The organism is Nocardia acididurans, assembly GCF_016741815.1.
Lineage (GTDB): Bacteria > Actinomycetota > Actinomycetes > Mycobacteriales > Mycobacteriaceae > Nocardia > Nocardia acididurans.
Genome location: NZ_JAERRJ010000017.1, coordinates 100,625 through 126,237 on the forward strand (window position 1 = coordinate 100,625; position 25,613 = coordinate 126,237).

Here is a 25,613-nt window from a genome sequence, read left to right on the forward strand (position 1 = left end):
CCGCGGTTCACGCCGCGGGCGGTTCAACCCACCGTCTTGGCCTCGCCGTCCGCTTCGGTGGCTGTGGTGCGGCGGCGGAGGAAATGTGGGATGCGGCTCGCTTGGGGGATGACGATGCCCGCGTCGGCGAGGCGGTCAGCGGCTTCCCCCGGCGTCGCCGGCTTGCCCACTGTCGGTCCCGCGCCGATCGGGACGATGGAGTGCACCACGGTGTCCGGGTACACGTGCACGTAGTTGAAGGCCTGTGCGCCGTCGCGGCCGCGCTGACCGCCCTCCTCGACCGCCATGTCCTGCGTGTAGCAGGTGGCCGAGGCGACCGAGACCGGTATGCCCGCGAAGGTCGCGAAGGTGGACAGGTGCAGGTGCCCGGCCAGGATCGCGACCACATCGGTGCCGTCCAGCACGTCGGCGAGCTTGCGCTGCTCGCGCAACTCGACCAGGACCGCCAGATCCTGCACGCAGGGCACCGGCGGGTGGTGCATGGCCAGCACGGTGCCGAACGGCGCGGGCTCGGCCAGCACCGAGCGCAGCCAGGCCAGCTGGGCTTCGCTGATCTCACCCCAGTGATGGCCGGGCACGGTGGTGTCGAGGGCGATGACGCGCAGCCCGTCGATCATGTGCACGCGGTCGAACGGTGCGGCGGAACCCGTTTCGTCCACAAGGTTTTCGCGCAGTGCCGCGCGATCGTCGTGATTGCCCGCCACCCAGACGACCGGTGCGCCGATGCGCTCGGCCCACGGGTCGACGAGCTCACGCAGCTTGCGGTAGGCGCCCGGTTCACCGTGATCGGTGAGGTCGCCGGTGAAGACGATGGCGGTCGGGGTGATGCGGCTGGCCTCGGCCTGGCCTAGCAGCAGGCGTAGCCGCTCGGTGGCGTCCACCGCGCCGTACAGATCGGCGTCGGCGGCGATCAGATGGGTGTCGCTGAAATGGAACAGGACATGATCTGCCCTCGGATGTTCGGCGACTCGCGAGATGTGCACGGAGTTCCTCCCCGGCGTGTGGTTGGTGCGCCCTTGGACCTTCTGCCGATTCCGTCGCAAGAATAGGCAGGTTCGTTAATCTCAGCGTGCCCGGCCCCAGTGACGACATGCTTGCGAGAAGGTGAGATTTGCGTGTCGCCTCAATGCCCGAAGCTACTGGCCAGCACGCGCGGATGCTCCTGCTCACGTACATGCAGCAGGGTGAAGTAGCGGCGCAGCATCAGCACAGCGGTGGTGGCCAGCCCGGCCGTGAGCCCCCACCAGACGCCCGGTGCGCCCAGATTCGCCGGAAATGCGAGCAGCAGCGCAGTGGGCAATCCCACACCCCAGTAGCCGACCAGGGACAGCCGGAACCCGGCCTTGGTGTCCTTGAGACCGCGCAGCAGACCGACCCCGATGTTCTGGGCCGCGTCGAAGAACTGCAGCACGATGGCGATCAACAGCAGGGTGTGCGCGAGCGCCACGGTGGCCGCGTCGGTGTCGTCCAGGAACGGCAGCAGCACCAGATCCGGCGCGGCCACGTAGACGATGCCGGTGGCCGCCGCGACCATGGCCGCGTACCGCAGCGACAGCCACGCCACCGAGCGCGCGTGTGCGAACTCGTCGCGCGCCGCCGCCTTGCTCACCAGGATCGAGGCGCCGTGCGAGAGCCCGATCGCCACCTGGAACACGATGTAGACGATCTGGTAGACGACATTGTGCGCGGCCAGCGCCGCCGCGCCGATACTGCCCATCACCAGCGCCAGCACCGAGAACATGCCCGCCTCGGACCCGTAGGTGAGCGCGATGGGCGTGCCCAGCTTCAATTCCGCACGCACCGTTGCCATATGCACCGGCCACATCCGGATCGGCAGTGTCGCACCGAGTTTGGCGTCGCGTCGCACCATGGCCCAGAAGACGCCGAAGGTGATGAGGAAGACCAGCGAGGTGGCGACGCCGATTCCGGTGAGCCCCAAGGCCGGAAGGAACAGCCAGCCGTGCATGAACGCCAGCGCCAGCGCCACGTTCAGGGCCACGGACCCGAGCGTCACCAGCAGCAGCGCCTGCGGCCGCTGCATGCCCACGGTGTACTGGCGCAGCACCTGGAACCACAGGCAGGGCAACAACCCTGGGGCCAGCGCCACCATCATGGGCCGGGCCTCGGCGAGCACCGTGGCGTCCTGTCCGAGCCAGTGCAGCGACCAGCCGAGCCCGATCAGCAGTGCGCCGCCGAGGATTCCGGCGATGGTGGCGATCAGGAAGCTGGACCGCACCACCTCCCGCACCTCGGCGTCCACCCGGCGGCCGCGTTTCTCGCCGCGGCTCACCACGGTCGCGACCTGATTGCCTGTCCCCGTGATCAATCCGACGCACATGGTGCGAATCTGGTTGAACAGCACCATGGCCAGCCCGCCGGCCGCCACCTGCGCCACCCCGAGCGTGCCCATGAGCGCGATATTGGTGGTCGACACCGCGACCTGCGCCAGCTGGGTGAGCGCGATCGGCGTCGCGAGGGCGGTGAGCTGCCGTCCGTCGGTCTGCCGGGGAACGGTGATCATTTGGCGGTGACCTCGTCGAGCAAGCGGCTCACCTTCATCTCGGTGATCATCTGGGCGAGGACGGCGGTCTGCTCCTCGCGCCGTCGCAGTTGGCGTTCCAGCACCTCGACCACACCGGCCTCGCCGGCGGTCAGCACCTCGCCGATCTCGCGCGGGGACAGTTCGGCCGTGCGCAGCAGGTGGATCAGCTTGGCCTCGGGCACCTGCCGATCGGCGTACTCGCGCAGCGCCGCACCGGTGAGACCGTGCGCGCTCGCGTACGCGTCGGGCAGGGTGGAGTACAGGTGGTGCAGCACCAGGTAGTCGGCGGGGCTGGGCCGGTGCGCGGCCGCGTATTCGCGCAGCAGTCCGGCGATCTCGGCCTCGCGGGCCTTGTCGATGAGGTCGCGGTCGTTCATCCACTCGTCGTCGAAGACGGTGTCCAGATACTTCTCGCCGTCGTCGTTGATCATGACGACGACGGTCGAGCCGGCGGGGTAGTCGGCGATCCGGGTGAGCGCGGCATACACCGCGCTGCCGGAGGATCCACCGATCAGCAAACCGAGTTCGGCGCCCAGGACGCGGGCGGCCGCGAAAGCGTCCACATCGGAGACTTTGACGCGATCGGACTCTTCAATCAGGTGCAGATCGCGATCGACCTGGATACCCGGGTCCGCGCCCAGCGGCGTGCCGGTGCCGGACTGCCAGTAGTCGTGCGCGGGACCGCCGAAGGCGATGGACCCCTCCGGCTCCACCCCGACCAACCGGGTCTGCCGGTCCAGTTTCCGCAACCCCTCCGCGGTACCGAACAGCGAACCCCCGGTACCCACCGCCCCGATCAGGATGTCGACCCGGCCGAGATCGGCCACCAGCTCCTCGGCCAGCGCGTGATAGCCGATGCCATTGGCCAGATTGTCGTGCTGCGCCGGGAAATGCGCGGTGGGCCCCTCGTCGATGGCCAGCTTCTCGGCCAGCTCCTCGCGCGCCGAGGTGGCCAGATTTCCGTCGCCGTCCTCGGCCACGAACACCAGCTCGGTCCCCATGGCCCGCATGGCGTTGAGCTTCGACCGGCAGGCGTGGTGATCGACCACCGCGGTGAAGTCGTATCCGCGCTCCCGCGCCACCACGGCCAGACCCAGGCCGGTATTGCCCGACGTGGATTCGATGATGTGCCCGCCCGGACGCAGCAGATCCCGCCGCTCGGCATCGAGCACCATGGCCCGCGCCATCCGAATCTTCGCGGCGCCGGTGGGATTCATGGTCTCGAGCTTGAGAAATACTCTCGTCCCGGTGACGGGGTGTACCGCGAGCTCGAACAGCGGCGTCTCGCCGATCAAGTCGGTCACGCGCGTGACAACCGACATTAATGTGCCTCCTCGCGGAAACTTGCGATGCGGATGAATTCTGTGGCCGGAAGGGCGTGCGATGCCTTTCCCGGAATTTGCGCTGTGAATGCTCGTGGTTCGCTCAGATTACCCGTAAGCACGGCCGGTGACACAGGGCCACCGGGTCCCGCACCCCGAGTCCGACGAACTGAAAACCTTAGTGCGGGCGGGCATCCAGCGCGGGCAGGGCCGGTGCCGATCGTGTGTCGCGTTTCGGCCGGACCCAGCCGATAACGCTGCGCAGCAGTAACCGCAGCGGCCGTCGGGACGGCACGGCCGATACTTCGTCGAACTCGACGGCGAAACCGCCGTCGGCGTTGTCGCGCAGCACGATTTTCCGCGGCACCGGCAATTGATGGAAGGCGGATTCATTGCTGTCCATTTGATAGCCGGCCGTATTCGGGTAGACGAGCAGATCGCCGGGGCGCGCCCTGCGCGGCAGCGGAATTCGACGCCAGCTGATCATGTCGTCTTCCAGGCAGGAGGCGCCCCCGACGCAGGCCGGGAGCGCGGCGTCGGCAGCGGAGCCGGGCGGTGAGACCAGTTCCGGATCGGGCAGGTATTCACTCGCGAACCACTGCTCGGACAGGCTCAGGCTGGTGCCGTCGGCGGTCAGCATGAGGTACCGGTGCCCGTCGGCGTCGAGTTCCTTGACGCCCTGGACGCGGAAGACCGTGCTGCCCGCGCGATCGAGCAGGGCCCGGCCCGGTTCGATGGCCAGCCGCACCCGGTGCTCGTTCAGCCGGTCGGCCAGGGTGCGCCCGGATTCGGCCTGCTCGGTGAGCAGGATCTCGGTGAGCATGCCGGGGCCGGGATTCTCGAAATGGTAGGGGTAGAGGTTGTCCGGCGCGGGCATCCGGCCCGCGTGAAACCAGCTGTCGGTCATCTCTTCCCGGAATGTCTTCCAATCCGCGGCGGCGACGTAGTCCACGCCGAACCCGCCGCCGATGGAAATCATCGATACCTCGGGGCAGTGGGCGCGCGCCGCGAGACAGCGGTCGATGAGGCGATGTGCCAGCCGGGCGCGCGGTTCGGTGCGATATCCGGACAGGTGAAAGCTGAATCCCTCCAGTAGAATTCGCTTGCCGGTGGTTTGCGCCTCGGCGATTTTCGCTGTTGCCCAATCCAGTTGGGCGTCATCCATGCCGAAACGGCTCTGTGAGCCCGGTGCGCGGACCCGCAGCGTGACCCGGGCGGGGATGCCGAGGCCGAGTACGCGCAGCAGTTCGTCCGGTGCGTCGAGGGTGATGAGCGCGTCGGCGTGGGCGGCCCGGCGCAGCAGTTCGTCCGACTTGGCCGGGCCGGTGACCACCAGATCGCGGCCCGCGACCAGGCCGCGCAGCGCGGAGTCCAGTTCGGCGATGCTCGAGACATCCACTCCGGCACCGTGTTTCACGCATTCGGTGACCACGCAGGCGGCCTTGTTCGCCTTCTTGCCGTAGTAGATGGCGTACGCGTTCACCTGCGCGTTCTCGAAGGCGGCGCGAAAGCCCTGGATGTTCCGGCCGACTCGGCCGGGGTACATGACGTGGAACGGGCCGTCCGTCATGGCCGCGAGTGCGTACAGTTTTTCCGGGTGTTCGAGTAGCCGTTCCTCCCATTCGTCGCGATGTGCGCGCATCGGCGCGGCGGCAATGGGTGAAATGTCCGGAACCGGTGTGGTTTCCATGTGCGTCTGAAATTCCCCTTCGCTATAGCGCACAGCGTGGACACAGCTGTGGTTTCCTCGAATAATGGCGCGTGAAATGCGATATTTGTGACGATGGCTTTCTACACCTGCTACGCGCCGCGATTCTTCCACGAGCCCCGCCATTCCTGTCGGCTCAATGGCGGAATTCCGCTCGAGCGGTGCGGGTCAATCCCACAGCGGCACGTTGGTGCCGCGCCCCTCCGCAATCGCCCGCGCGGCCAGTGCGTGCGCGACCGCCACATCGGTGAGCACCAGGCCGCTGTTGTACACGAAGATTTTTTCGTCGTCGCCGATCCGGCCCACCGCGCGCCGGTTGAGGATCTCGGGTAGCTCGGCGTCGACGCGGCGTAGTCGGCCGTCCGGGCCCGCCATATCGGTGCCGGTCAGCGACATCTGCTCGGCGCTCGTCGCGACCACGCGATCGGCCTCGGCGAGGGTGGACGGGGCCAGGCCGTAGCCGACCAGCACGACGGTGGAGCCGGGGGCCAGATCCTTGGCCTCGATGGCCACCCGGGTGCCGGGCCCGGCCGCGGCCAGGATCACGTCGGCGGTGCGGGCGGCGACATGGGGATCGCTCACGATTTCCAGTTCCGCTTGTGGATTATGTTGCAACAGTTGGCGATACACGGCCTCCAGCCCTTCCGGATGGGTGCCGTAGAGCATGAGCCGGTGCAGCTGCGGGTTCGCCGCCAGCAGATGGGGGAGGGCATTGCGGCCCTGTGTACCGGTGCCGATGAGCAGCGCACTGCGCGCGCCCGGCCGCACCGTCTCCCGCACCAGCAACGCCGACACCGCCGGTGTGCGCAGCGCGCCGACCCGGGCGCAGTCCATCATGGCGATGGGCAGGCCCGTGGCGTCGTCGTAGAGCGTGATCGTGGTGTAGTACCGCTTGGTGGAGCGGTCGTGGTGCGGGTCGAACTTGTACGAGGTCTTCATGGCGACCACGCGCCTGCGGCCGTCACGGCCGAGCATGGCGTAGGCCACCGACCAGCCGTCCGGATGCGCCACGCTGAGTTTGCGCGGGTTATCCGAATCTCCCGATGCCAGAGCGAGATACGCGTCTTCGACGGCACGCACCACCTCGGCCGGGCTGATCGGGACATCGGCTAGATCGCTACGGCTGAGCACGCGTAGCGGGGTGGGTCGGGTATTCACGTGTGGATTCCTAGGGTCGTGCGGAACGGCGCCACCACACACTGGCCATACCCGGTTTCGGTCGCTTCCGCCGCCGGGCGGAGGCGTTGCGGCAGCCGGATGTTCACGCGTTTGAGCCAGCGGTCGGTGCCGTCGTATCGGGGGCTGAACGGCACACGTCCGTGCACCACCACGTCATTGTCCACCAAGAGCACTTCGCCGGGTTCCAAAGCGGCCGCGATACAGACTCTTTCGAGTTCCGATGTGAGCCGGGCGTAGGCGGTGCGGTAGTCGAGGTCCGCGTCGTCGAGCGGGGTGTATGCCGGATCGAAGCGGAAGATGTGCTGCCCGTCCACCTCGCTCAGGGTGGGGATGGGTGGCGTCTCGGCATCCGGGAAGTCTGTTCCGTAGGAGACGTCGGGCAGGATCGGCAGCAGCGGTCTGGAGAGTTGATCTCGTTGTGCCGCATCGAGTTCCACGCGCCGCACCGACGACACCGTGGTGCCGACCAGGTCCGGATTGCGCAGGCAGCCCAGCATGAGCAGGTTGGCGCGCTGCGGGTGGAAGGCGTCCTCGGTGTGCGGGGCCAGCAGCGTGGTGGAGCTGGCGCCGGACTGCTCGTGCTCCTTGCCGGGCGTCGGCAGGATGTTGTTCACCAGGCGGCCCGCCTGCTGGCCCTGCCAGCCGAAGGGCTCGCCCGCGCAGCGCGCCAGCAGTAGCATGACGATATCGAGTTCGTAAGAGGCGCAACGACGTTCGGGGTGTCCGGCCCAGGCGGCGGCCTGCTGCCAGTCGATCGGGGTGCGGCCCAGTTCGTCGTCGCGCAGCGGGATGCTGCCGATGATCGTGACTCCCGTGTCGCCGGCGGGCGGGCGCATGGCCTCGTGCACGGTCGCCGGAAGTTCGCGGTAGCGGGTGTCGATGTGGTGCAGCAGGGCCGGATCGGTCAGCGTGGCCGCCGTCGCCGCGTTCGCGTCTAGTGTGACGGAAATCTCAGCTGCGAGGGAGCGAACCGCGCGGGCGGCGTCCGCCGGCAGATCGCGTCGTTCGAGTTCCGAGGGGTGAAGCGCCTTACGTTCGGAGAGAACGCTTTTCGCCAAGGTGTACCTTCCTGGCATCGGAGGTGACGGTTGGGATTCTCGCTCGGAGTGAGACCGTATGCGCCGCACTCAAATTTGGCAAGGCTTACCTAATTCTGAATCCGAAAGATAGCTGACAAGTATCAAACACCCGCGGCGGCAGCGTAACGAACCGATCGGCCGACGGCGTGTCCGGGGAGTCGTCGTTCACGTTCCTGGCTGACACGCCGATTCATCTGGATGATGAACAGGGTGCGTCCCACCAAGGCCGGTCTCCGCGCCGTACTCTCACGCGCCGGCCTGTTGGGCACGGCGGCTGCTCTCGTGCTGCTGACCGGTTGCGGCTCAGCGGATCTCACGCCCATCCCCGACGACATGCCGCCCCCCGCGGGCGCGCCGCTCCCCGCCATCGACCTCGACGCGCCCGGCCGCACCGCCCTGCAGTTGAGCGCCTGGGCGCAGCAGCAAGGCTCCCTCGGCATCCCGCAGGTGTCGTTGCAGGCGTACGGCTATGCCGCCGCCGTCATGGCGCGCTCCCGCCCGGAATGCGGCATCGGCTGGACCACCGTCGCCGGAATCGCCAGTGTCGAAAGCAAACACGGCACCCACCGCGGCGCCGACGTGGCCGACGACGGCAAGGTCTCACCCGGCATCCGCGGCGCGGCCCTCGACGGTTCCCCCGGCGTCATGCTCATCAAGGATTCCGACGGCGGCAAACTCGACGGCGACACCGTCTACGACCGAGCCGTCGGCCCTTTGCAATTCATCCCCGAAACCTGGACCCGCTGGGGCGTCGACGCCAACGGCGACGGCATAGCCGACCCCGACAACATCGACGACGCCGCCCTCACCGCCGCCCGCTACCTCTGCGCCATGGGCGGCGACCTCACCGCCGCCCCCGGCTGGCAGAAGGCCCTGCTCACCTACAACCAGTCCACGGCGTACATGAACAAAGTCCGCGACCGCGCCGCCGCCTACTCGGTGGGCCGCAAAGCCTGAGCTACTCGGCTGGACCGCGCTGTGCCGGAGCGCATTCAAGTTCGCAGCCCGGCTCGGTCTGGACTGACGGAGCGGGGGAGCGAAGCGGAGGAGCGGAGGAGGGAAGACCGAGCTTGCAGGGCCGCGAACACGCCCGGAGCGAAGCGGAGGGCAAATTAGGCACTGCTAGGCTCGGGGGCGCACGGCGCATGCCGTGCGACCTGCCGTGTCAGCAGCCGAAGGAGTGTCGTTTCGTGGCCATCATCGAACAGGTCGGAGCTCGCGAGATCCTGGATTCGCGTGGCAACCCCACTGTCGAGGTCGAGATCGTTCTCGACGACGGCACCCTCACTCGCGCGGCGGTCCCGTCCGGCGCCTCCACCGGTGAGCACGAGGCCGTCGAGCTGCGTGACGGTGGCGACCGCTACCAGGGCAAGGGTGTGCGCAAGGCCGTCGAGGGCGTCCTCGACGAGATCGCCCCGGCCGTGATCGGCCTGGACGCGGTCGAGCAGCGCACCGTCGACCAGGCGCTGCTGGACACCGACGGCACCCCGGACAAGTCGCGCCTGGGCGCCAACGCCCTGCTCGGCGTCTCGCTGGCCGTGGCCCGCGCCGCCGCCGAATCCTCGGGCCTGGAGCTGTTCCGCTACGTCGGCGGCCCCAACGCCCACGTCCTGCCGGTCCCCATGATGAACATCCTCAACGGTGGCGCGCACGCCGACACCGGTGTGGACGTGCAGGAATTCATGATCGCCCCGATCGGCGCGCCCACCTTCAAGGAGGCGCTGCGCTGGGGCGCCGAGGTCTACCACTCGCTCAAGTCGGTACTCAAGGCCCAGGGCCTGGCCACCGGTCTCGGCGACGAGGGCGGCTTCGCCCCCGACGTCGCTAACACCCGCGCCGCGCTGGACCTGATCGGCGTCGCCATCGAGAAGGCCGGCTACAAGCTGGGCTCCGAGATCGCCCTGGCCCTGGACGTCGCCGCCACCGAGTTCTACACCACCGGTGAGGGTTACAAGTTCGAGGGCAAGCCGCACACCGCCGACGAGATGAGCAAGTTCTACGCCGAACTGCTGGCCTCCTACCCGATCGTCTCGATCGAGGACCCGCTGTCCGAGGACGACTGGGACGGCTGGGTCTCGCTGACCGACGCCATCGGCGACAAGGTGCAGCTGGTCGGCGACGACCTGTTCGTCACCAACCCCGAGCGCCTCGAGGAGGGCATCGCCAAGGGCGCGGCCAACGCACTCCTGGTGAAGGTCAACCAGATCGGCACCCTCACCGAAACCCTCGACGCCGTCGACCTGGCCCACCGCAACGGCTACAAGACGATGATGTCGCACCGCTCCGGCGAGACCGAGGACACCACCATCGCCGACCTCGCGGTCGCTGTCGGCTCGGGCCAGATCAAGACCGGCGCTCCCGCTCGCTCCGAGCGCGTCGCCAAGTACAACCAGCTGCTGCGCATCGAGGACGCCCTCGGTGACTCGGCTCGCTACGCGGGGGATGTCGCCTTCCCCCGTTTCGCGTTCGAAGGCTGAAAAGTCCCAACTCTCGGGGGCTCTCAGGGGTTACACCCCTGAAACCCCTGACCGACAGGGAGCTCTCGGGGTTCCGCCCAGGAACCCCGGCAGACGAGAGCTTCCGGGGTTCCGAGCGAGGAACCCTTGACCGACAAGGGGGTTCGGGGCTTGCGCCGAACCCCACTACCAGTCGAGGTGTGAGATGACGGAGCGACGAGCGCGCGGTTCCAGTCCGGCCGGACGAGGTGACCGCCGCCCGTCGCGGCCGTCCAAGGCGCGAGCCGCCCGCGGTAAGCAGGGCGGTGCTGACACCGCCAAGACCGCCGCAGGTCAGCGTGCCGCGCAACGCCGGGCAACCAAGTCCGTGAAAACCCCGCGGCACGACCGCAAGATCCTCGGACTCTCCACGGGACGCGCGGTCCTGCTGGCCGCGGTGCTGTGCGGCCTCGCGCTGACCCTCGCGGTCCCGCTGCGCACCTACTTCACGCAGCGCGCCGAGGCTTCCGAACTCGCCGCCCAGCGCGAACAGTTGCAGGACGATGTGGCGCGCCTGCGCGATCGCCGTGCCCAGCAACAGGATCCGAACTACATCAAAACCGAGGCGCGTGACCGACTGCGCCTCGTGATGCCCGGCGAAACCCCGTACATCGTGCAGGTGCCGAGTATCGAGGAGTCCGCCGTGCCCTCGTATCCCGCGAAGACACGCGCCCCGGACCCCTTCTACACCCAGCTGTGGCGCAGCATCTCCTCGCCGCAACCCGCCGATCCCCCCGCAGACGCCCCCCAGGAAGGACAATCCCGGTGACCGAATCCGAGACCAACCCCAGCGAGCGGGATCTCGAGATCGTCGCCGACCAACTGGGCCGGGAGCCCCGCGGCGTCATCGAGATCGCGTACCACACCCCCGACGGCCTGCCCGCCGTCGTCAAGACCAAGCCGAAGCTGCCCGACGGCACGCCCTTCCCGACCCTCTACTACCTGACCGACCCGCGGCTCACCGCGGAGGCCAGCCGGTTGGAGACCACGGGCCTGATGCGCGATATGACCGAACGGCTCACCCGCGACACCGAATTGGCCGCCGCCTACCGTGCCGCCTACGACAGCTACCTGGCCGAGCGCAATGCCATCGAGGATCTGGGCACCGATTTCGCGGGCGGCGGCATGCCCGACCGGGTCAAATGCCTGCACGTCCTGATCGCGCACTCGCTGGCCAAGGGGCCGGGTGTGAACCCGCTCGGCGACGAAGCCGTCGCCTTGGCCGCCGATCACGGTTTGCGCGGCACCGCGATTCCGGCAGACTGGCCGAAATATGAACAGCCCCAGGCAGACTCCGCGAGCTGAGCCCGGTACGGGCGGTCAGGCGCGGAGGTGGCAGCGGAGCGTAACCGCTCCGCTCATGCAGGAAAGGTCACAGCATGAGTGAGCGGATCGCGGCAGTCGACTGCGGCACCAACTCCATTCGACTTCTGATCGCCGACGTCACGCACGACGAGGCGGGCGCGGCGCACCTCACCGACGTGCACCGCGAGATGCGGATCGTGCGCCTCGGCCAGGGCGTGGACGCGAACGGGTCGCTGCATCCGGAGGCCATCGAACGCACCCGCGTCGCGCTGCACGATTACGTGGATCTCATGCTCCAGCACGAGGTTTCGCGGGTTCGCATGGTCGCCACCTCCGCCACGCGCGACGCGAGCAACCGCGAGGATTTCTTCACCATGACCGCCACCGAACTCGGTCGCGCGGTGCCCGGCGCGCAGGCCGAGGTCATCACCGGCGACGAGGAGGCCCGGCTGTCCTTCTCCGGCGCGGTCGGCGAATTGTCCGCCGCCGAAGGGCCTTTCGTGGTGGTCGACCTGGGCGGCGGCTCCACCGAGGTAGTGCTGGGCGACAGCTCCGGCGTGCAGTCCGCCTACTCCGCCGATATCGGCTGCGTCCGCATCACCGAACGCTGCCTGCGCAGCAACCCCCCTACTCGCGAAGAGGTCGCCGCCGGAAGGTTTTTCGCCTCCGAACGCCTGGCGCAGGCCTTCGGCGTGGTCCCGGTGGAACGCGCCCGCACCTGGGTCGGCGTGGCGGGCACCATGACCACGCTCGCCGCCATCGCGCTCGACCTGCCCGAATACGATTCGGAGAAGGTGCATCTCACCCACCTGTCCCTCGACGAGGTCCGCAAGGTCTGCGACCGTCTCATCGCCATGGATCACGATCAGCGTGCCGCCCTCGGCCCCATGCATCCGGGCCGGGTCGACGTGATCGGCGGGGGAGCGGTCATCACCGAGGTTCTCGCCGACGAACTGGCCCGCCGCGCGGGCATCACCGAACTGATCGTCAGCGAACACGACATCCTGGACGGCATCGCCCTGTCCATCGCCTGACCCGTCATTCCGGCCCGCTGTCGGCCGGAATCACACCGTCAGCGCACCGCCCGCAGCCTGGGCGCCGACTCACCGGCATCGGCCCGCCGTTGCCGGACGATCGCCAGGTCCGCGGGATTGCCACTGCGCCTGTCGAATCGGTCGAACACCTCGGCCAGCTCCGGTGACCACCGGATGAGTTCCGAGCGCAGCGCCCCCTCGGTCTCGAGCTGGCAGATGACGCTGATCGCGGTGAGCGCCGACCGCCCGTAGGGCGTGAAGTGCGCGGGAATCGTCATCTGCCGGTTCACATTCGACAGTGTCGGGCTCAGCGCGCGCAGCGCCTGCTCCCGCAACCAGCCGGTGCTGAACCGGAACGTCTGCTGCCGCGCCGCCTCGCAGATCGGCACCGCGGCTTCGGCGAATGCCTCGACATCGAATTCCCTTCCGGGAGCGACGAATCCGTGCTCCCGCAGGGCCGCGTCGACTTCGCCGAGGCCGCCGTTGAAGATGGCCTCGCCCAATCCGGCGACGGCATCGGGGAATCCGGGTGCGGGCCAGGTGTCGCAGGCCCCGAAATCCAGTACCGCCAGCCGTCCGTCCGGCAGGATCCGGAAGTTCCCCGGATGCGGATCGCAGTACAGCAGATCGGTGCGGCTGGGTGTGGACAGCAGGAACCGCAGCAGCAGCATGCCGACCCGGCTGCGTTCCTCGGGCGACCCGGATTCGATGATGCGGGTCATCGGTATCCCGTCCACCCATTCGCTCACCACCACGTCACCGCACTGCGTGATCACCTGCGGCACAAAGAATTCCGGATCGGCGGCGTAGGCGTCGGCGAACCGCCGCTGACACCGCGCCTCGGCCGCATAATCGAGCTCCTGTTCCACGGAGGCGCAGATGGCCGCCGTCACCGCCGCGACGTCGGCGCTCGGCACGAAGGCCGTCGCCAGCACCGAAATCCGGCGCAGCTGCTGCAGATCCGCGCGCACGGCCTCCCGCGCTCCCGGATACATGAGCTTCACCGCGACCCGCCGCCCGTCGTGCCACACCGCGCGATGCACCTGCCCGATCGAGGCTCCGGCGGCATGCCGATCGTCGAATTCCCGGAACAGCGCCCGCCATTCGCTGCCCAGGTTCGCCGCCATGGCCGCGTGCACGGTGCGCGGCAGCATGATCGGCGCGGATTCGTACAGCCGGCTCAAGGCTTCCCGATACGGTTCGCCGAGATGTGGCGGCAGCACCAGCTCGTAGAGGGACATGATCTGCCCGAGTTTGGCCGCGCATCCCTTGAGCTCGGCCAGCACCTCGAACATGTGCTGCGCGGTGCGTATCTGGATCTGCCGGTCGACCTCGGTGGCGGGTTGTCCCAGGGCCTTGCGTCCGGCCCCGGCGAGCTGGCGTCCGGCGAAGGCGAGCGGCAGGCCCGCGACCTTCGCATTGCGGACCGCCGTGCGGGTCGGCGGTTCCCCGGCGCGGCGGCGCGCGAACGGGCTTCGGATGCGACCTGTCTCGGGTGCGTGACCGATGCGGCGAATCGACATGGAACCACCTCGTCCTGCACGCAACCCCTGCTCGCGTGCGTTGTCCGGCCCCTCGAGGGTATCCGTCTGAGACATGTCGCGGAAGTGTCCGATGAACCGGGCTTCTGGGTGACCGGCTGGCAAACTGAGTGAGCTGGCCGATACCGCTTCGACATGGATCTTTGATGAACGGACTGTGACGCGCGTCAACATCTGAGGTTGCTGACGAATTGCCTCATATGGGAGGGTTCCACCTATGTCAGAGGTAGTGCACAACACGAAGCCTGTCTCCGAACGCACCCTGTTCGGTCACCCCATCGGCCTCGCGAATCTGTTCGGCGTCGAGCTCTGGGAACGCTTCTCGTTCTACGGCATGCTCACGATTCTCGGCTACTACCTCTATTACACGAGCACCGAAGGCGGCCTCGGTCTCGACAAGGCCACCGCCACCGGAATCGTCGGCGCGTACGGCGGTCTCGTCTACCTCTCCACCGTGCTCGGCGGCTGGATCGCCGACCGCGTCCTCGGTATGGAGCGCACCGTCTTCTACGGCGGCGTCATCGTCATGGCCGGCCATATCGCCCTGGCGCTCATCCCCGATCTGGCCGGCGTCGGCATCGGCCTGGTGCTGATCGCGCTGGGCTCCGGCGCTCTGAAGGCCAACGCCTCCTCCCTGCTCGGCACCCTCTACGAGAAGGGCGACGCCCGAGCCGACGGCGGCTTCACCCTCTTCTACCTCGGCATCAACCTGGGCGCGTTCTCCGGTCCGCTCATCACCGGCCTGCTGCAATCCCACGTCGGCTTCCACTGGGGCTTCGGCGCGGCCGCGGTCGGCATGGCGCTGGGCCTGGCCCAGTACGTGGTGTTCCGCCGCAACCTCGGCGAGCACGGCCGCGAGATCCCGAACCCGCTGCCCCGCACCGAGATTCCCCGCACGATCGCCGCGATCGTCGCGCTCCTGGTGATCATCGCCCTCGCCTGGGCCACCGAACTCCTCACCCTGGACAACCTCCCCGACGTGACCACCTTCGTCATCGTCGCCGCCTCCATCGCCTACTTCGCGATCATGCTCACCAGCGCCAAGGTGACCCCGCTGGAACGCACCCGAGTCCGCGCCTTCATCCCCCTCTTCATCGCGAACGCCGTCTTCTGGTCCCTCTTCCAGCAGATCTTCACCGTGCTCGCCGTCTACTCCGACGAGCGCATCAACTGGAACATCTTCGGCTGGGACGCCCCGCCCAACTGGATCGGCTCCATGGAACCGGTCTGGATCATCGCGCTGTCCCCCCTGTTCGCCATCATGTGGACCCGCCTCGGCACCCGAGCCCCCTCGACGCCCCGCAAATTCTCCCTCGGCGTCATCGGCATGGGCATAGCCTTCCTCCTCTTCGTCCTCTTCTCGGGAAGTGAAGGCAAAACAGTCCCCATCCTCGCCATCTTCTTCATCCTCGGCGCCTTCGCAGTCTCCGAACTCCTGCTCTCCCCCATCGGCCTGGCCGTCACCACCAAGCTCGCCCCCAACGCCTTCCGAGCCCAGATGATGGCCCTCTACTTCTTCTCGGTAGGCATCGGCACCTCCATGTCCGGCGTCCTCTCCAAGTTCTACGACCCCTCCCACGAAGCCGTCTACTTCGGCATCACCGGCCTGGTAACCGTCGGCGTAGGCGCCGCAGTCTGGTCCATCTCCCCCTGGATCACCCGCCACATGGAAGGCGTCCACTAACCCGCCGCCCCCACCCCGAAGGCTGCCCCATGTCCCAAATGAGGCAGCCTCCGGTCTGTACAAGGCACAAATTGTCCGCCCCCAAACCTAGGGTTTTAACCCTCAGGTGATTCCAGGACGACCGTACGGCTCGGTAGGCTGACCCCCGCGCCCCCGTAGCCCAATTGGCAGAGGCAGCGGACTTAAAATCCGCACAGTGTCGGTTCGAACCCGACCGGGGGCACGAATTCGACATCTGAATTGGTCACAATCGCGTTGCGATCGACTGATTGTTCCTGCTGGTGGTCGGCCCTGTCGGTCCGGCAACCCGCCCCCGGGCATATCAGCGCGAGTACGCGCCACAATGAGGAGCTGCATTGCCCTCTGCCAGTTGATCTTTCGGGGGATCGCGGGTCGTCTCGAACCGCACGGGGCGTGGCAGTTGAGCGCGTTCGACAACCGAGAGTTCCGGCTGGCCGTATGAGATGTCCAACTGGACACGGCGAGACGATTTACGATCCCGGGCCACGAGTTCAGCCGTGGGTGGTCATCGCCTGATAGAAGAACACGATCGAGTCTTGCTCGCCGTTGTCCATGCGCTTGAACGCCTTGTCGATCGGATTCGCGAACTGGTCACCGATGGCGACCACCATCGGACCGGAGAATGGTGCGGTCTGTTCGGGAGGGCGCTGCCATTTGCCGCCGGCGTGGCGACACATCACCTCGCCGATGTAGCACCCGAAGCCGAACAAGGTCTCCGCGACCGCTTCTGAGGGAACGCCTTCGCTGCGGAACATTTCGATGATGGAGTCGACCGTAGCCAGACTGGCGGGGGTGTAATCCAGTCGAGTTCCCGTGATCCCTTCCGTGGCCTCGACGATATCGGACGCAAACCGCGGAGCATTCTCGGGCTCGGGAGCAAACCGCAGGTTGAGCGGCAAGCCCGAGCCCTCTGCCCGCTCCTGCTCCTCAGCCCGGGAGACGGCGCTGGGCGGATCGAGTCGGTTAGGCCCGGTTGTCGCCGCGACGGTCGTGGAACCCGCGACCGGTGTAGTGAAGTACGGCGGTTCGACGGCGCGGCGCTCGTCGCTGTCCAGACCGCGGACATCGACGATCTGGTCGGGATTGGGCAGGCCCACCGCGTTGCGCAGCGCGAAGTAGTCCTCATCGGTGACCAGCCAGGGGCTGTCACCGAGGCGGATGACGGTGCCGCCGGTGCGCGGCTCGGTGGTGACAATCGCGTTACCCGGCAGAAGAGCAATGTCGAGGTGTGTATCAGGGGGTAGTTGGTTGAGCCAGCCGATCCGTAGTCGCCGTATGTAGCTATCGGTCGCCTTGTCGATCATGCGGAACAGACCTAGCGGGTGCACCAGTTCGCGTACCGCGGAGCTGATCTTGTCGGCTTGCAGCGGGACGTAGAAGAACGCGTCGGGTTCGAACCAGCGCCCGACCGCATCGAACAAGGCCAGACCGATAGCGCCGCTGGTGGCACATGTGATGAGCCCGGCCTCGGCCAGCGTCGGTTTCGGCCGGATGTCGAAACTGAGCCAGCTGGTGGGCTCGCCAGCCACTCGGCGTTGTGCACCCACCGGCATGGTCACGATCGGGTGCGTGCCGATCGAGGCACCGTAAGCCGTCGAAATGGTGAAGTCGACCCGGGGAGCATCGGCTGTCCAGTCCCCGTCCGCACGCGCGACGTTGAACAGCTGCTCGAACCCGGGCTGGTCGATGCTCACGCAGACCCTGCTGTCGTGTCGCCTCCACCGAGTGGTCCACGCACCGGTCCAGATCGGGTCGAGCGCAGCCAGTTCGGCGACCAAACCCGCGAGACGCCCCGCCGCCTCAGCATCGGTATCGACATGATCGTGCCGGATGGCCCAAACCCGAAATACGATCGTGTCCGTGGGCGCGGTCAAGTCCAGCGCATTCGAGTCCGCCATACGCCACATCCTCGCTGCTGACCTCCGCATCGAGCTCGTTCTTCAAGCGCGCGCCGCACAGAAGTCGGCAGACCATCTTGTTAGCCAGCGGGGCACCACAGCTGGCCTGAACCGAGCGATCAGCAGTTCCGGACGTTTGGAAATGACCGGGGCTAGGGTCGATCACATGGGCCTTCTCCTGACGCTTGCTGCGCTGGCCGCAGTGCTAATGGGGTGCTGGTGGATGTTCCGGAGTATCCGCCGTCGGCAGCGACGTGGCGAGCTAACCAACGCGCCACCGCGAACGTACGGGGATCTGATGCTCCCGGGGTGCGACCTGACCGAGAGTCGGGCTGCCGAGAACTACATCGAACAGATCGACAAGGATGACCGGCCTCCTGGTTTTCGGCTCGGAGACAAGTGACCTCACCGGCCTTGTGGGCGGCCAAATGAGTACGTTCGATGTCCCTGAAACCGAGTTGGCCATACAGGATGCGGTGGGGTCGTTCAGATCTGTGGGGTCTGTGACCAGGAGTCGATACGCCACACAGTGTTCTCCTTGACGAGCCCGATGACGATCTCACTCGATGTCTTGACCCACCCGTCAGGAGCGTGGACCGTCGTGCGAATCGAGAAGTTACAAGGGTCCCGGAGGTTGAACTCGCTGACGTTGTAATCGATCGTGGGCTCGCGGGCACCAGCCCAAAAGACGGCAGCGCGCAGACTGTTGAGACCGGCCTGGCCTGGCTGCCTGTCGAACTCGGTGCGCCACCGCGACGACAGGGCGTGGCGGATCCGAGCACGATTCTGAACCGTAATCCCGTGCAGCAGGCGACCGACCTGGGACCGGGATTGCGCGCGAGCGCTCTCGGCCGGCTCGGCCGACTCATCGCTGGTGGCGGTGTATTCTTCGGCGTTTTCGATAAGGTGGGTCAGAGTCTGGGGCAGGTCGCCGAGAATGTCGGGTTCGTAGCGGCAATCGGCGATATCACCAGCAGGTGCGTTCGGGTCGGAGACCGCGAAGTTGCATACCAGCGAGCTCGGCACGATCTCTTTCTCGCCGATCAGCACGTGAGATCTGCCCGCGGGCGGCGGGTGGAATATCGGGTCGATCGTCTCCTCGCCGCGAGTCTCGAAAGTCGGTTCACGGCTGAAGTAATCGATCTCGAGGAACCCGGCCCAGTCGAGCCACCGAGCGGACATACCGAGCTCATCAGCCGGATAGAGGAAGGCATCGCCAAGAGCCTCGATGCCGCTGCAGATCGTCATCAGCTCTCGATACTGGGCATCGAACCGAACACCCAACCGCAACTCCGCCGCCGCGATCTCAACCTCGGCCGCCGGCAGCCCTGGCGTCGCACCCACCGTCACCGCTCGCTCTACAAGATCACGGAGACTCATGAAAAGCGACGCTACCAGCTGACATGACATCTGCGGCTGTGCAGATCGACCGTCCGCCTGGGTTCGTGTCGACAGACTGATCCAACGACTGCTACCAGGCACTACAGTGCGTTTCTTATGGTATTCAGTCGCGGGTGACGAGGACCCATTCCTCCATCTCTGCTGCTTGCCGATACAACCGCGCGTAGTCGTCGAGGAGATTCACAACGTAGTCGCGGTCGCGGGGAACCTTGTAGACCTGCGCGGCTTCCATTGCCTGCAAGTCGAACAGCGCCGGGGCATCAGCGCGCATGCCCTCGATGTAAGCGGCGACCGCCGCAGCGGTATCCGGCCGGACGAGGCGGTACGGGATACCTTGTGTGGCAACCGCTTTACAGGGGTACTGCTCGGCACCGAACACGGCGATCTCGGCGAGCCCGTCCGGGTTTCTGTCGGCTCCCGCGCGACGGTTGGGTGCCAGCATCCAGTAGACGGCGTCCCACGAGCGGGTCACGAAGGCTCGCTCGAGCAAGCCCGGGCGCTCACTGGCGAGCTGCCGGGCGATCGGCGCGAGTTCGAGCCAGAGCGGATCATCGTGGTAGGGAGTCGATGCGATGTCGGCGGTCGCCATCGTGTCGAAGAACTGCAGAGCCTCGGCGGTACTCGGGTCACGCATCGCACGCTCGATCAAGGGTTCGTACGGAAGCGCCTGGTAGCTGGCGTCGATAGCCATCGGGCGAGCCTATCTGCGCCGCTCAGCGCCTTGCCGGTCGTCACCGTAGCGTGTTCGTCCGCCAGCCATAACGATCTGAACCGAGCGATCAGCGGCGGTACAGGATGCTGCCCGACGCCATCCGACTGCGGATATTCGTACGCCGTCATTGGTGTCCGGCGTGTCGTCGCGCTGACGGAACTGTGGCCTGTAGCCCGCTGGCATAAGTTGCAGCTCATGACCCGGTACCAAGCATTTCGGACAGCGCATGTCGCAGGTCATGTTTTCTGGTGGGTGTTCATCGTGGCGGCCATGCTCGACCGAGGTATCTGCTGGTTCGGCAGCGTCGACGACCTTGTCTGGGACTCGTACAGACCGCTGACCGATGTGCCCCGGCGGTACGCGGACTACGCACCATTGGACGGGTTCGCGCAGCTGGGTGCTATCTCGCTCATCGGGTTTTGCCTACTGGTGCTTTCAGCGCTTGCGGAAGCGGTGGCAGCGCGCAGGCTTGCCGCTGGAATCATCACGACGGCAGTGCCATTCGTAGCGGCTCTGCTCATCTGGTACGCGCTGCCGGGCGGACATCGAGACTTCTTCCTCACGCCGCCTGCCGCGTTGCTGGTCATCCTTGTAGCGGTGGCGATCCGGGAAGTATGGGAGCGGAAGTTCGCTCCCGCTGTCGCGCGCACCTGACCATCGAGAAACACTCCGAGGATCAGCTGGTCATGCGTTCGGCTGGCATCGGATCGACTCGGCGTGTTGATCTTCGCCCCGCCCGCCACGCGGATGTCTCTGGGCCGCAGTCGATCTCGCCACCAGCCAGCGTCGTGCTGGCTTGTTCGGTCAGCGCGCCATGCGGCAGGAGAGGATGTTCTGGTGTGACGACACCGGTACGGACCGCAGCAACGCATCAGTTGTCGAGAGGCGCTATCTGGTCGGTACGAGCACTGAAAAACAAGATGGTCGCGCCGGTTTCTGGGTCGGCGTAGTCGAGTTCGAACTCGTCGCTGGTGTACACGTCAAGGATCGCGCAGATCGCACCACGCGGAACGCCGAGATCCTCGAAGTCGTCGGTGGCGATCACCACGCGATCGAATTGGCTGTACACGGCACCTCCCTGCGTTACCCGGATACGCTAGCCGACGGTTAGGACATGATCGCTATCGCAGCGAAGGAGGTTGATCATGGGATCAGGCCCGCTCAGAGAAGCCGTCGTCAGCGAGCTGCGTACACGAGCCCAGCGAGGAGACACTCCGGCCGAGATAGCGACCTGGTTGATCCAGGAACTCGGGAGCCCGACGTCCTTCCAGATCATCATTTACTGGCGCGAGGCGTTCGATACATCCATACCGGTTCTCAAGAACGCCTATGACTGGGTAGGACTCGGGGACGGCGGCACGCTGTCCGATGACGCGCTGAACCAGATGCTGAGCCCACTTGTTGTGCGCCCTCACGACACGGAATGGGTTCAATACCCGGATGGTTCCTGGCGCTCCCGATAACGCCAGGCTCGAACCGGTCGCGTCAAGCGCAACAACACACTCGCGCTCATCGGCTATGAGCGCGCACTTGAATGGGCTAGAGCCAGCCTCCGGGTCGGGGTAGTCATGTACGAGCTTCGTTACGGTACCCATCGTGGCAGCGGCAGGAGCAGGCATGCTCAGGGTCGGCACGATCAGTTGAACTTCCAGCCGGCCAGTAGGGGCGGCGTGACAGAATGCGGGCTAATGCAGTTGTGCCCGTCCACGCTGCCGCCGGTGGGTCAGAGCCAAGTGGGGTCGCCGTAGATGCTGTAGGAGTCGTTGGCGTTAGGGGTGGCGACCTGGACAGCGGCGAACGTGCGGATGCTGACGTAGCCGCCGCAGCCGTCGGTCTTCACATACAGCTCCCGCAGATGCGTCGATCCGTACGAGCTGGCCAGAGGCTTGGCGTCGAGGGTGAGGCTGGTGATGCCGCCGGGACGCAGGGTGGCCTGAAGGTTCGGCACCACACCGGCATTCGCTCCCGCGTTGGCACCGAGAGTTCCCGCTGGCGGGTACGAGATGGTGATGCCGCCGTTGACACCGAGGCTGAGACCGAGGTTGGCCGCTGCGCCGACGGTCATACCGGAGGAGACGTCGATCTGGCAGCCGATCTGGATGCCGGCCGAGACCGTGCCCGCGATCACTGGGGCGCTGCCGGTGCCGCCGATGCGGGCCATGGCCTTCATCGACAGGAACGCTTCACGCGAGAATGCGGTCGCTGCCATGTTCGGCCAACGCTTGAGTTCCTCGTTGGTCTTGTACAACGACACCTGCCAGCCGTCATCGGTATCGAAGGCCCCGTACTTGTCGGCCAACACATCTGCCCGCCCGGACGCCGTGCCGACCATGATCACCACCATCGCCGCTGCGCCGACCAGCGCCACGCGCCCACCCACCGACAACCCACAGCCTCCTGCACACCGAAAACGGAAGAAAGTCGACAAACCAGAATTGTTCGAATCGGCTGCACGGCAGCACGAATCGGAATGTAGAGACCAAGGGCTCCGATCCGTCGCAGACACGCCGCGACTAAACACACCACTCGAGCGGATTCGGATCTCGTCGATGCTGGGTGGTCGTTCATCGCTGCGATTCGCGGCGCGCCCGGGGAGGCGAGCAGGCGCTGATGTACCATCACAATCGATGTAGCTGAAAGCTTGCTATTGCGGTTGTGAGCTGCTCGTTCCCCGTCCTTGGTGTGGGCGGACAAGCATTTGGTGCGGTTCCCCTTGAGATGTTCCTGATGAGCGAACAAGGAGACGGTGGCGGAGATGACGAGTGCAGCGGACATGCAAACAGCAACAGGTGCCGCAGGTGAGCGCGAGTCGAACTCGATGGTGAAATCGGTCGCGGCGCTGGTGGTCGGTGTCGTGATGCTGGTCGTGGCGTTCGCGAATCTGTCGCGCATCCCCGGCTGGGCCGACGACCACGGCGCGATCTGGGTGTACCTGGGATTCTTCGTGTTCATGTCGATCGCGGGCCGCTTGTTCTGGAACGGAGCCGACGAACTGGTCAAGCGGATGCGCGGGTGATGACGACCCGCAGTCGGCACGCCACGACGGCTTCGCGTCGACAAGGCAGGTCGCGTGCGCGTGTGAGCGGGTTGATGGTGGCGACGGTGGCGGTCCTGGCTGGTCTGGGGTCGGTGCTGGTGCTCTTCGCTGGCCGCGATTCCGCTGAGGCACAGCCGATTCCGTGTGAGCAGTGGCAACAGATGCATCCGGGATGGCCGTGCGCGGACGTGCCGACCTACAACCCGCAACCCACACAGCCACCGAACACCGGCGCGCCCGCCCCGATCATCCCGTCTCTGCTCAATCCACCTCCGGGGCAGGGCGGAGGACCCGGCGCGGGTGCGTTGACCCCGCCACCGTTGCAGGGCCCGCCGAACATGAACAACCCCATCGTGCCCGTTCCCGGCTACACCCCGCCTGTCCTGCCCGGCAACCAACCACCAGCCCCCGCGCCGGCAGTCCCCGGCGAACCCGCGCCGGGGGACCTCTCGGGGCCGTCGCCGCAGTCACCGGCCTCCGAGGCGCCCGCGGAACCTGCCTCGGGAACCGACATCCTTTCCCAGCTCGAGCGGGCGGCTCGCCTGCACGAGCAGGGAATGCTCACCGATCGGGAATTCGACGAACTCAAACAGCGACTGCTGAACCGAAACCCGATGCCACCGCCCGCCACCCTCGCGCCGCAGAGCGAGAAGGCAGGTGAGGGTTCCGGTGGTGGCGACACCGATCCCCGGATCCCGTTGTTGCTGATCACCGCCGCCGCCGCGTTCACCCTGGCCGGGGTGCGACGCCCGAACTCCGCGATACCGCCCGGCCTGCGCCACCCGGTGCGCGAAGCGGCCACCACCTACTACCTCGACGACGGCACTGCGGTCGAGTTCGATTCCTCCGGCCGCTATATGACCCCCGAGTCGGCAGACGCGGACATGGTCAAAGCCAAGTACGCCACCATCTTCGAGGCACCCGTCGCTACCGCAGACAATTCCAGCCTCCGTGATCGCGGCCTGCCCCCGACCATCGTCGGCGGGATCGAGTTGCCCAGCAGCCCGATGGACCAGATGTACCTATCGCGCGTCGACCCCCCGCCCGGCGATAATCACGAATGGTTCATCGCCTGGCAATTCATCGACCCGCGGATGGACGACCCGGCGGCGACGGAGAAACCCGGCTGGCACCCCTACGCCCTCATCGTCAAAGACCAGAACGGCTACTACCAGGTCACCGACCCACCCCCCAAAGGCAGCGGCGCGGCCGCCGCCATGGCCGCAGGCCTGGCCATGTGGGGGTTCCAACGCCAGCCACCCGGCACCGGAGGCCCCGGAGGAGGCCGCAACGGACCCCGGGGTCGCCCCGGCCCGGCCGGCCCCCCACGGCCGACGACCGTCACCGGCCCCAAGGGCGAGTCCATCCCTGGCGTCCCGGCCGGTGCCACCGGAACACCGACACCGACGGGCAAGGGTATCGAGTACCCCATCCCGTCGGGCACGGCCGGGCTCGATTCGAAGGTAACGTCCATTCGAGTCATGGACCCGGTCACCACCGGGAAATACCAGTACCCGAACGGTTACGTGGTGTACATGAACAAGAGCGGGCAAACTGTCAATCCCTTGACAGGTCGGACGGTGTCGAACGCCGACCCATACGCCCATATCGAACTCCCACCCAAGTAGACGCAGGCGAAAGAATAGTGATGCGAATCGAATCCCTGCTCGTTGATGCCAACAATCGCGTTCCAGCACAGGTCCAATGGAATCCGCTACTGGTCGAAGACCTCCTCCTGGAGGCATGCGTTCTGGATTTTCGCTATGTCCCACAGACCTCGTCGGTCGGTGTGCTACTGGACCTGCGCACCGCGCTACAGATTGACGAGGGCAACACAGGGCTGCTCATCGTCGAAAACACCCTAAAAATGGCAATATCGATAGACAAGCCCCATGGAGCGATGGTCAGCACCATCGTCGGATCCGTCCCCGATACCGATACTCCCGCTACCTACGGAATCGAGATCGCGTGCATGCCCGCCGCGGTGATCACGATCGCGGGCCAGCGAGCCCTCTTTCACGTCGGCAACGTCGACGGCATCGGCGACGCACAACCTATGCTGGAGGGCGAGGAGTTCCCTACCGAGGGATTCCAGAGATGGGAATCCGATATCGCGCTGGTGTACACCACCGACTCCTTGTCGCGATCCTGAGGGCCGCTGGTACCCGTCGCATACCGATTACGAGCGCCTCGGGCAATTACCGCCGACCAACTCGGCAAACGAGGCATCAACCACCGATTCAATCCGCGATCGGACAGCCGCGGTGCGCGTTCGGTGGGCCGTCTGCTTGGATTCGACACCCGCGCTGGTGAGAGAGGCTGGTGCCCGTATTGAGTGCGGTGAGCGGCGGCGATCCGGTACGCGACTCCGACGAGTACCGCGAGATTCAGTTTGGAGAAGGAGATACAGACATTCATGGATAACATCAAGAAGATTTTGGAGGGTTGAAGTGCCTGAAGGAACGTCAGTGTCGGTTGATTTTATAAGCGATGTCTTAAGCGCTTTTACGAAGCATATGAAAGCAACCTATGGCGATACCCTTGAGATCACCTCGGAGTATTTCTGGTCTGTGCCGGATGGGCAAAAGTATGATAACTACGATGAGCCAACATTGACCATCGGTCAGGTATCCGAAGTTTACGCGGAGATAGTTA

23 protein-coding genes, 1 tRNA gene and 1 pseudogene are annotated in these 25,613 nt (G+C 66.3%); 13 read left to right on the top strand and 12 right to left on the bottom strand.

Features of this window, described 5'->3' with window-relative positions; genetic code table 11:
• Window positions 1–23: 23 nt before the first annotated feature.
• The 6 genes and pseudogenes from JK358_RS34740 to JK358_RS34765 form a co-directional block, all read right to left on the bottom strand.
• Window positions 24–983 (bottom strand): phosphodiesterase, encoded by a 960-nt coding sequence (locus JK358_RS34740; protein WP_201956370.1) that lies wholly within the window; start codon window positions 981–983, stop codon window positions 24–26.
• A 140-nt stretch (window positions 984–1,123) separates the two neighbouring features.
• Entirely contained in the window at window positions 1,124–2,521 is a 1,398-nt protein-coding gene (locus JK358_RS34745; RefSeq protein ID WP_201956373.1) for an MATE family efflux transporter, read from the bottom strand.
• Window positions 2,522–2,829: 308 nt separating this feature from the next.
• Window positions 2,830–3,864, bottom strand: a pseudogene (locus tag JK358_RS34750) (PLP-dependent cysteine synthase family protein); the annotation flags it as partial.
• Window positions 3,865–4,042: 178 nt separating this feature from the next.
• A complete protein-coding gene (locus JK358_RS34755; protein ID WP_232852412.1) occupies window positions 4,043–5,554 on the bottom strand; it encodes a type III PLP-dependent enzyme domain-containing protein in 1,512 nt (503 codons plus the stop codon).
• 186 nt (window positions 5,555–5,740) lie between these two features.
• Window positions 5,741–6,703 carry an ornithine cyclodeaminase family protein gene (locus JK358_RS34760; RefSeq protein WP_201956551.1) on the bottom strand — a complete coding sequence of 321 codons (963 nt, stop codon included), beginning with the start codon at window positions 6,701–6,703 and terminating at the stop codon, window positions 5,741–5,743.
• 23 nt (window positions 6,704–6,726) lie between these two features.
• The gene (locus JK358_RS34765) at window positions 6,727–7,809 is read right to left on the bottom strand and encodes a TauD/TfdA family dioxygenase (RefSeq protein WP_232852413.1); all 1,083 of its coding nucleotides are present in this window, start codon (window positions 7,807–7,809) and stop codon (window positions 6,727–6,729) included.
• A 222-nt stretch (window positions 7,810–8,031) separates the two neighbouring features.
• Between JK358_RS34765 and JK358_RS34770 the strand changes: the two genes are divergently transcribed.
• The 5 genes from JK358_RS34770 to JK358_RS34790 all read left to right on the top strand — a co-directional run bounded on the left by JK358_RS34770 (window position 8,032) and on the right by JK358_RS34790 (window position 12,664).
• Window positions 8,032–8,787 carry a lytic transglycosylase domain-containing protein gene (locus JK358_RS34770; RefSeq protein WP_372440784.1) on the top strand — a complete coding sequence of 252 codons (756 nt, stop codon included), beginning with the start codon at window positions 8,032–8,034 and terminating at the stop codon, window positions 8,785–8,787.
• A 233-nt stretch (window positions 8,788–9,020) separates the two neighbouring features.
• A complete protein-coding gene (eno, locus tag JK358_RS34775) occupies window positions 9,021–10,307 on the top strand; it encodes a phosphopyruvate hydratase (RefSeq protein WP_201956412.1) in 1,287 nt (428 codons plus the stop codon).
• A 184-nt stretch (window positions 10,308–10,491) separates the two neighbouring features.
• Window positions 10,492–11,094 (top strand): FtsB family cell division protein, encoded by a 603-nt coding sequence (locus tag JK358_RS34780; protein ID WP_201956425.1) that lies wholly within the window; start codon window positions 10,492–10,494, stop codon window positions 11,092–11,094.
• Entirely contained in the window at window positions 11,091–11,630 is a 540-nt protein-coding gene (locus JK358_RS34785) for a DUF501 domain-containing protein (RefSeq protein ID WP_201956428.1), read from the top strand. The genes JK358_RS34780 and JK358_RS34785 overlap by 4 nt, the downstream gene beginning before the upstream one ends.
• Before the next feature lie 74 nt (window positions 11,631–11,704).
• A complete protein-coding gene (locus tag JK358_RS34790; protein ID WP_201956430.1) occupies window positions 11,705–12,664 on the top strand; it encodes a Ppx/GppA phosphatase family protein in 960 nt (319 codons plus the stop codon).
• 38 nt (window positions 12,665–12,702) lie between these two features.
• On the opposite strand, the gene JK358_RS34795 is transcribed toward JK358_RS34790, so the two are convergent.
• On the bottom strand, window positions 12,703–14,262 hold the full coding sequence (locus JK358_RS34795) for an ABC1 kinase family protein (protein ID WP_232852415.1): 1,560 nt from the start codon (window positions 14,260–14,262) through the stop codon (window positions 12,703–12,705).
• Window positions 14,263–14,422: 160 nt separating this feature from the next.
• On the opposite strand from JK358_RS34795, the gene JK358_RS34800 reads away from it, so the two are divergent.
• The gene (locus JK358_RS34800; RefSeq protein ID WP_201956433.1) at window positions 14,423–15,889 is read left to right on the top strand and encodes a peptide MFS transporter; all 1,467 of its coding nucleotides are present in this window, start codon (window positions 14,423–14,425) and stop codon (window positions 15,887–15,889) included.
• A gap of 149 nt (window positions 15,890–16,038) precedes the next feature.
• Window positions 16,039–16,112 (top strand) — tRNA-Leu (locus JK358_RS34805).
• Between the two features lie 289 nt (window positions 16,113–16,401).
• On the opposite strand, the gene JK358_RS34810 is transcribed toward JK358_RS34805, so the two are convergent.
• The 3 genes from JK358_RS34810 to JK358_RS34820 all read right to left on the bottom strand — a co-directional run bounded on the left by JK358_RS34810 (window position 16,402) and on the right by JK358_RS34820 (window position 19,900).
• Window positions 16,402–17,808, bottom strand: a complete 1,407-nt coding sequence (locus JK358_RS34810; RefSeq protein WP_201956436.1) for a hypothetical protein — start codon at window positions 17,806–17,808, stop codon at window positions 16,402–16,404.
• A 486-nt stretch (window positions 17,809–18,294) separates the two neighbouring features.
• Window positions 18,295–19,188, bottom strand: a complete 894-nt coding sequence (locus JK358_RS34815; protein WP_201956439.1) for an SMI1/KNR4 family protein — start codon at window positions 19,186–19,188, stop codon at window positions 18,295–18,297.
• 124 nt (window positions 19,189–19,312) lie between these two features.
• On the bottom strand, window positions 19,313–19,900 hold the full coding sequence (locus JK358_RS34820) for a DUF1877 family protein (protein ID WP_201956462.1): 588 nt from the start codon (window positions 19,898–19,900) through the stop codon (window positions 19,313–19,315).
• A 216-nt stretch (window positions 19,901–20,116) separates the two neighbouring features.
• Between JK358_RS34820 and JK358_RS34825 the strand changes: the two genes are divergently transcribed.
• Window positions 20,117–20,575 (top strand): hypothetical protein, encoded by a 459-nt coding sequence (locus JK358_RS34825; protein ID WP_201956464.1) that lies wholly within the window; start codon window positions 20,117–20,119, stop codon window positions 20,573–20,575.
• A 217-nt stretch (window positions 20,576–20,792) separates the two neighbouring features.
• Here JK358_RS34825 and JK358_RS34830 read toward each other — a convergent pair whose 3' ends face one another.
• Window positions 20,793–20,966: a hypothetical protein gene (locus JK358_RS34830; RefSeq protein ID WP_201956467.1), complete on the bottom strand. Its 174-nt coding sequence runs from the start codon at window positions 20,964–20,966 to the stop codon at window positions 20,793–20,795.
• A gap of 100 nt (window positions 20,967–21,066) precedes the next feature.
• On the opposite strand from JK358_RS34830, the gene JK358_RS34835 reads away from it, so the two are divergent.
• Window positions 21,067–21,384, top strand: coding sequence for a hypothetical protein (locus JK358_RS34835; RefSeq protein WP_201956470.1), 318 nt, complete (start codon window positions 21,067–21,069; stop codon window positions 21,382–21,384).
• 260 nt (window positions 21,385–21,644) lie between these two features.
• Here the strand turns inward: JK358_RS34835 and JK358_RS34840 are convergent, their stop codons facing one another.
• Complete coding sequence (locus tag JK358_RS34840; protein WP_307817884.1) at window positions 21,645–22,289, bottom strand: MspA family porin; 645 nt, start codon at window positions 22,287–22,289, stop codon at window positions 21,645–21,647.
• Window positions 22,290–22,676: 387 nt separating this feature from the next.
• Here JK358_RS34840 and JK358_RS34845 point away from each other — a divergent pair, with 387 nt between their 5' ends.
• The 4 genes from JK358_RS34845 to JK358_RS39665 all read left to right on the top strand — a co-directional run.
• Entirely contained in the window at window positions 22,677–22,937 is a 261-nt protein-coding gene (locus JK358_RS34845; protein ID WP_201956473.1) for a hypothetical protein, read from the top strand.
• Window positions 22,938–22,999: 62 nt separating this feature from the next.
• Window positions 23,000–24,586: an SHOCT domain-containing protein gene (locus tag JK358_RS34850; protein WP_201956476.1), complete on the top strand. Its 1,587-nt coding sequence runs from the start codon at window positions 23,000–23,002 to the stop codon at window positions 24,584–24,586.
• A gap of 20 nt (window positions 24,587–24,606) precedes the next feature.
• Entirely contained in the window at window positions 24,607–25,110 is a 504-nt protein-coding gene (locus JK358_RS34855; RefSeq protein WP_201956478.1) for a hypothetical protein, read from the top strand.
• Between the two features lie 316 nt (window positions 25,111–25,426).
• The coding region (locus tag JK358_RS39665) for a hypothetical protein (RefSeq protein WP_232852416.1) at window positions 25,427–25,613 on the top strand (187 nt) is incomplete at its 3' end.